This is a genomic window from Embleya sp. NPDC059213, from assembly GCF_042754445.1.
Classification (GTDB): Bacteria; Actinomycetota; Actinomycetes; order Streptomycetales; family Streptomycetaceae; genus Embleya.
In genome coordinates, this window is record NZ_JBHZAV010000332.1 from 1 (window position 1) to 5,685 (window position 5,685).

Below are 5,685 nucleotides of genomic sequence, written 5' to 3' on the forward strand. Positions count from 1 at the left end.
CGCCGGCGGCTGCGGCGGGGTTTGGTGCCGGCCCCGCGCGGCGGCCGCCGCCCCCGGCTCCGGGTCCGACAACGCGGCCCTGGCAGGCGGCGACGCGCCCACCGCCGCCGACCGCGGCGCGGCCCTCCGGACGCTGGCCACCCCCGCGACCACCAGCCGACTGGCCGCGTTCTTCGTACACCTGGAGCAGCGCGCGGCGGCCCAGGCCGGCGCCGTCGTGCGGTCCGAGGTCGCCCCGGAGGCGGCCGCCGCACAGGCCCCGCAGCTCGTCGGCGCCTCGGTTCCGATCTACTCGCTCAACGCGGACTTCGTCCGGGGCAAGACGTCCGCGCCGGTGGCCGACTTCGCCTATCTGGCCACCGAGGCCCGTTCGGCGGCGGGCGTCGAGGCGACGGTGTGGACGGTTCGCGACCGGACCACCCGGGCCTGGCGCGTCACCAATGTGCTCTCCGGAAGCGACGAGGTCGGCTTCGCCCGGCAGGCGGCCGGCGACCTGGTGTTCACCGAGCCGCAGATCGCCGCGTGGTACCACGTGCGCGACGGCCGGGTATTGCCGCTGAACCCCGCCGCCCGGGAGTCGGTCGGCGCGAACGGCACGACCGTGGCGTCGTATCGGCAACTCGTGCACGGCCGATACGGCGACAAGCTCCCCGGCTCGGACTACCAACGATCCGGCAAGGTCGGCGGCTTCGCCACGAACGGGGCCCCCGTCGCGAACGTGCACGACGACGGGTTCGCCCCGTCCGACCTGATCCTGCCGGGAAGTGCGGCGGGCGCGGCCGTCCTGGGCATCGGCACGTTGGTGATCCGCCGCCGACGCCCGACAACGGCCTGATTCCGTCCCTCCCCCTCTGCCCCGCCGTCCCACGAGCCGAGGTCGTGGGGCGGCGGCCCCGGCATCCCCCGGATCCGAACCCGCCGGCGACGCGCGGCACCGGTTGGCCGAATCCGGCGACTTCGGATCGGCCCGCGACCCGATCACCGCGTTCCCTATGTGCCGTCCGGGCGGGCCCGCTCGACCGGGCGCGGCCCGCGCCGCCGTTCACCGCACGGGCCGAGCCCACCCGCCACGCGCCCCGCGAACGCGCTCTCGAACCTTGCTGCGGCGGCCCGAACTCGGTTGCTCCGGCGCCCTGTTGTCGTCGTCGTCGACCGCATACCCGCCGGGCGCACCCCGGAACGTCCGGGTCCGGTTCGCCCGACCCGGCCCTGTCCCTCCCGTCCCGGATCGCCCGACGAGCGGTCGGGGCCGGATCGGGAATGGCCGGCAATCGCCGTCGAGGCCCCGAGGGCCCTCGATCCCGCCCTCGACCCGGTCCTCGACCTCGATCGATTCCATGCAATCGCAACACGGCGCGGGTACAGTCGCATCCCACACGTCAGCCGGCCGAACCGCTCATAGAGTGGCACCGGACGGGCTACGGGCGGCGGGTCGCATGCAACGATCCGGTGCCGACGGAAAGAGGTGCGGGTGAGCGGGAGAGTGGATGGCGGTCACGGCCGGAGACATGTGCGTCGACGCGGTGCGGCGGCCCTGGGCCCGAGCCCCAGCACCCGTACCACCCGTGCCACCCGCGATCAGCTCAACCTGCTCAACGAGGCGAGCATACTGATCGGTACCACCCTCGATCTGAAGACCACCGCGCAGGAACTGGCCGACTTCATCGTGCCGCGCCTGGCCGATGCCGCCGCCGTCGATCTGCTGGAGTCGGTGATCAGGGGCGAGGAGGGCCAACGCCCGAGCGGCCGGGGCAGACCGGAGCGGCGGGCGATGGCCGTGTCGGCCATCGAGCGACTCACCGACCTGGAGCCCGACGAGGTGGGCGAGCTGTCCACGTCGGCGCCGGACCGGGATTCGCGCTTCACTCGGGCCCTGGCCGAGGGCCGGCCACTGCTGATCAGCCGCTTCGGGCCGGACGACTACGAAGAGCTGGCGCCCACCCCCAGCGCCGCCGACAAGCTTCGCCAGGCGGGCGTGCACACCTATCTGATGGTGCCGCTGATCGCCCGCGGTGTGCTGCTGGGCCATGCCGACTTCATCCGCGCGAGCGGCCGGCCCGGCTTCACCGAGGCCGACCTCGCCCTGGCCGTCCAGCTCGCCGCCAAGGCCGCGGTGGACGTCGACAACGCCCGGCTCTACGGGCGCGAACGCGAACACGTGGCCCGGCTCCAGCGGAACCTGCTCCCGCGCGTGACCCCGCGCACCCCGGGTCTGGCGGTGGCCTCCCGCTACATCCCGACCGCCGATCCGCTGGGCGTGGGCGGCGACTGGTTCGACGTGGCGCCGCTGCCGGGCGGGCGGACCGCCCTCGTGGTGGGGGACGTGATGAGCCACGGCATGGCCGCGGCCGCCGTCACCGGCGTATTGCGTGCCGTCGCGCGCACCCTGATGGCCCTGGACCTGACCCCCGAACGTATGCTCGCCCGCCTGGACCTGGCCGCCCGCGACCTCGAGGACGACCAGATCGCCACGTGTCTGTGCGCGGTCTACGACCCGGCCGAGGCCAGTTACACCCTGGTCAGCGCCGGACATCCGCCGCCGTTGTTGGTCACCCCGGACGGCAAGGCGTCGTTCGTGGACGTACCGGTCGGCGCGCCGATCGGCACCGGCGTCATCCCCTACGATCCGCTGCGGCTGACCATCCCTCCGGGCAGCCGACTGGTGCTCTACACCGACGGGCTGGTCAAGTCGCGCACCGAGGACATCGACGTACAACTGGCCCGACTGCGCACGCGGGCCGCCGGGTTGGGGCCGGTCGGGTTGGACTCCGGGGCACTCGGCGACCTCGCGCCGGGCGGCGGGGCCCGCTTCGACGAGGCCGTGGTGCTGGTGGCCGCCGCCGAAGAGCCGTTGCTGGGAACGGACTTGTACACCTGGGACCTGCCCCCGGGCGGCGCGGCGGCGGGGGTGGCGCGCAAGCTGGTCCGGGAGCAGCTCGACGTCTGGCAGCTCGGCGACCTCTCGGACGTGACCGAACTGGTGGTCAGCGAACTGGTCGGCAACGCGCTGCGGTACGGCGTCGCGCCGGGCCAACTGCGGCTGTTGCGGCACGATCGGCTGGTCGTGGAGGTCTCCGACACCGGCCCGGATCTGCCCCAGATCCAACACTCCTCACTGAGCGACGAGGGCGGCCGGGGCCTGCAATTGATCAACATGCTCTGCCGAGGCTGGGGTTCGTGCCGCACCCCGACCGGCAAGATCGTCTGGGCCGAACAGGACATCCCGTAGCGGTGCTGCACCGGACCGCCGCCCGGTTCGGGGCGGCGGTCGGGCGAGCGGGTCCGGCGCCGATGTGCGGGCCGGCCACGCCTTGCGGTCTCAGGGGCAGATCGGGTCGGCGGCCGTGGGCGGGACGCGAACCGCGTCCCAGGCGGTCTTGGTCTTGCGGAAGACGTCGCAGGTGGGGTCCAGGGCCTTGGCCGCCCACAGGGTCAGCCGACGCTCCGAGCGGAAGTCCGTATTGCCGCTGCGCAACAACAGGGCCTGGTAGACGATCCTGGCGGCCGTCCGAACGCCCACGCCGGTGACGGGGATGGGGACACAGGTCGGGCTGTCGGGCTTGCCCGCGCCGGGATGCGCGCCCTCCGCGAGCAGGTAGAACCAGTGGTTGAACACGCCCGCCGCACGGTACGGGTCCATGGTCGGGACGGCCGAGCTGTAGCAGTTCGCGTCGCCGCGCAACGACGGGTCGTACATGAAGCGCAACGGTCCGGTCCCGTCCACGTTGATCGTCTCGCCGATCACGTAGTCCGGGGTGTCGAAGGGGGCCGGTTCGTTGGCGTATGCCTCGGTCACGGTGCCCATGATGTCCGCGAACCCCTCGGCCAGACCCGGCTCCACGAACGTGCCGGGGCTCGTCGCGTCGACGCCGTGCCCGTACTCGTGGCCGACCAGGTCCATCGAGGTCAGCCACTGGTTGCCGGTGCTGTGGCCGATCACGATCTTGCCGCCGTCCCAATAGAGTTGCACGGCGTTCAGGCCGACCTGGATCGGCCAGGCGCCGCCGGTGCCGTTCTGTCCGTTGCGGCCGAGCCAGTTGCGGAACATGTCGAACTGCTTCTGCGCGGCCCACATGGCGTCCACGCAGCCGGTCTCGATGTTGGTGGGGTTTCCGTTGCCCCAGTCGTCGACGGGCTTGGTGACCACACCGCCGACGCCGTATTTCGCACAGCTCAGGTTCACCCGGATCGGGTCGCGCAACGAGTACGAGGAGCCGGAGTTCTGCGTGTCGATGGTGATCGGGTTGGGGCCGTTCCAGGCGCTGTGGCCGACTCCGGCCCGCACCTCGTCGACGGAATCGAGTACCGCGCCGGTCGACGCGTCGACGAAGACGTGCAGCCTGCTGGGCGCGGTCTCGGTGCGCCCGATCAGGACACTCTCCCAGGCCAGTCGCGCGGCACTCGCGTCGAGCCGCACCACCAGGCGATGGCTGTCGACCCGATCGACCACGGGCAGCCGCGTCCGCGCGGTGCGCTCGGCCGCCGGTCCACTCACGGCCGGCCGGGTCGGCACGTCGATGCGCACGTCGCCGGCCGTTTGTACGGTGTGCACCCGGCCGCTCCCGTCGGCCAACACCGCGGCGTCGCCGCCGACGACGGGTAGGTCGCGGTAGGTGCGCCCGTACGAGATCGAGTACATGTCGCCGATCCAGGCCAGCACGGTCTGCCGGCGGTAGCGCTCACCGGGCGAGACGGGGGCCTTTGGGCCGACCATCGCCCGGTCGGCCGCGGCGACGGCGGCGGCGCGGGAGTCGGCCGCGAGCAGCGGTCGTGGTCGGGCGGCGTCCGAGCGGGCGGTGGTGCCGATCGACAAACCGAGCAGGACGGCCAGGACGGTCCCGAACGTCAGCGTTCTGCGATGCATCGAGGCTCCTCGGATGGAAGGCGGACCCCGACCACGAATCCGACCGCCGCCGCTCCCACGTCCGGAACGAACAGCCCACCATATAAGCCGTTTTCGTCGCCCGAGCGCTCGAAACGCTCACACCGTCCCGCTCCCACGTCAAGCACCCGCACCCCCACCGTCACATTCCGGCAAACCCCCGGGCGCGGGGCGCACGGGCGGCGCGGGGCGCGGGAGGGGACGGGGCGGTTTGGTGCGGTGCACGGGGCGGGGTGCGGGGGCTCGGCGCGCGAGGCGGGACGGGCCGCGTGGGGCGAGGCGGGACACCGAGGGGCTCGGCGGTGCGGTGCACGGGGGCGAGGTGCCAGGGCTCCGCGCGAGGCCGGACGGGGCCGCGTGAGGCGAGGCAGGAGGCGGAGGCACTCGGGGCGCTGCGGTGCGGGACACCGAGGAGATCGGGGCGATGCGGTGCACGGGGGCGAGGTGCCAGGGCTCCGCGCGAGGCCGGACGGGGCCACGTGAGGCGAGGCAGGAGGCGGAGGCACTCGGGGCGGGGTGACGTGGCAGGGAGTGGGACGGGGGTGGCCTGGCGCGGCGCGGTGTCGGGTCGGGGGGCGGAGCAAGTCCGGCGGGTGGTGCGGCGGTTCGGAGGCGGCGGCGCGCCGTGGTGGCATCGGGCGCGGCTCGGCGCGGTGTCGGGCGGCGGGAGCAAGCCCGGTGGCGCGGCCGAGGCCGGGAGCACGCGAAATCGCGCGGCGCGGGGGTCGGGCGAGGCTGCGGGGCGAGTCCGGCGGATGGTGGGGCGGTTTCCGGGTGGGGGGTGTGGTTTTCCGCAGGGGGGT

At 73.5% G+C, this 5,685-nt stretch carries 3 protein-coding genes; 2 read left to right on the plus strand and 1 reads right to left on the minus strand.

The genetic code is table 11. The features are described 5' to 3' along the window. Positions 1-835, plus strand: an 835-nt coding sequence (locus tag ACFXMF_RS46435; protein WP_380021267.1) for a hypothetical protein, incomplete at its 5' end; no start/stop codon positions are given. A 675-nt stretch (positions 836-1,510) separates the two neighbouring features. After that, entirely contained in the window at positions 1,511-3,229 is a 1,719-nt protein-coding gene (locus ACFXMF_RS46440) for a SpoIIE family protein phosphatase (protein ID WP_360318063.1), read from the plus strand. A gap of 90 nt (positions 3,230-3,319) precedes the next feature. Here the strand turns inward: ACFXMF_RS46440 and ACFXMF_RS46445 are convergent, their stop codons facing one another. Beyond that, on the minus strand, positions 3,320-4,864 hold the full coding sequence (locus ACFXMF_RS46445) for a M4 family metallopeptidase (protein WP_379991836.1): 1,545 nt from the start codon (positions 4,862-4,864) through the stop codon (positions 3,320-3,322). Positions 4,865-5,685 lie beyond the last annotated feature (821 nt).

Excerpts from the sequence above, each read along its gene's own strand:
- ACFXMF_RS46445 (WP_379991836.1), bottom strand. The coding sequence starts at position 4,864 with ATGCATCGCAGAACGCTGACGTTCGGGACCGTCCTGGCCGTCCTGCTC.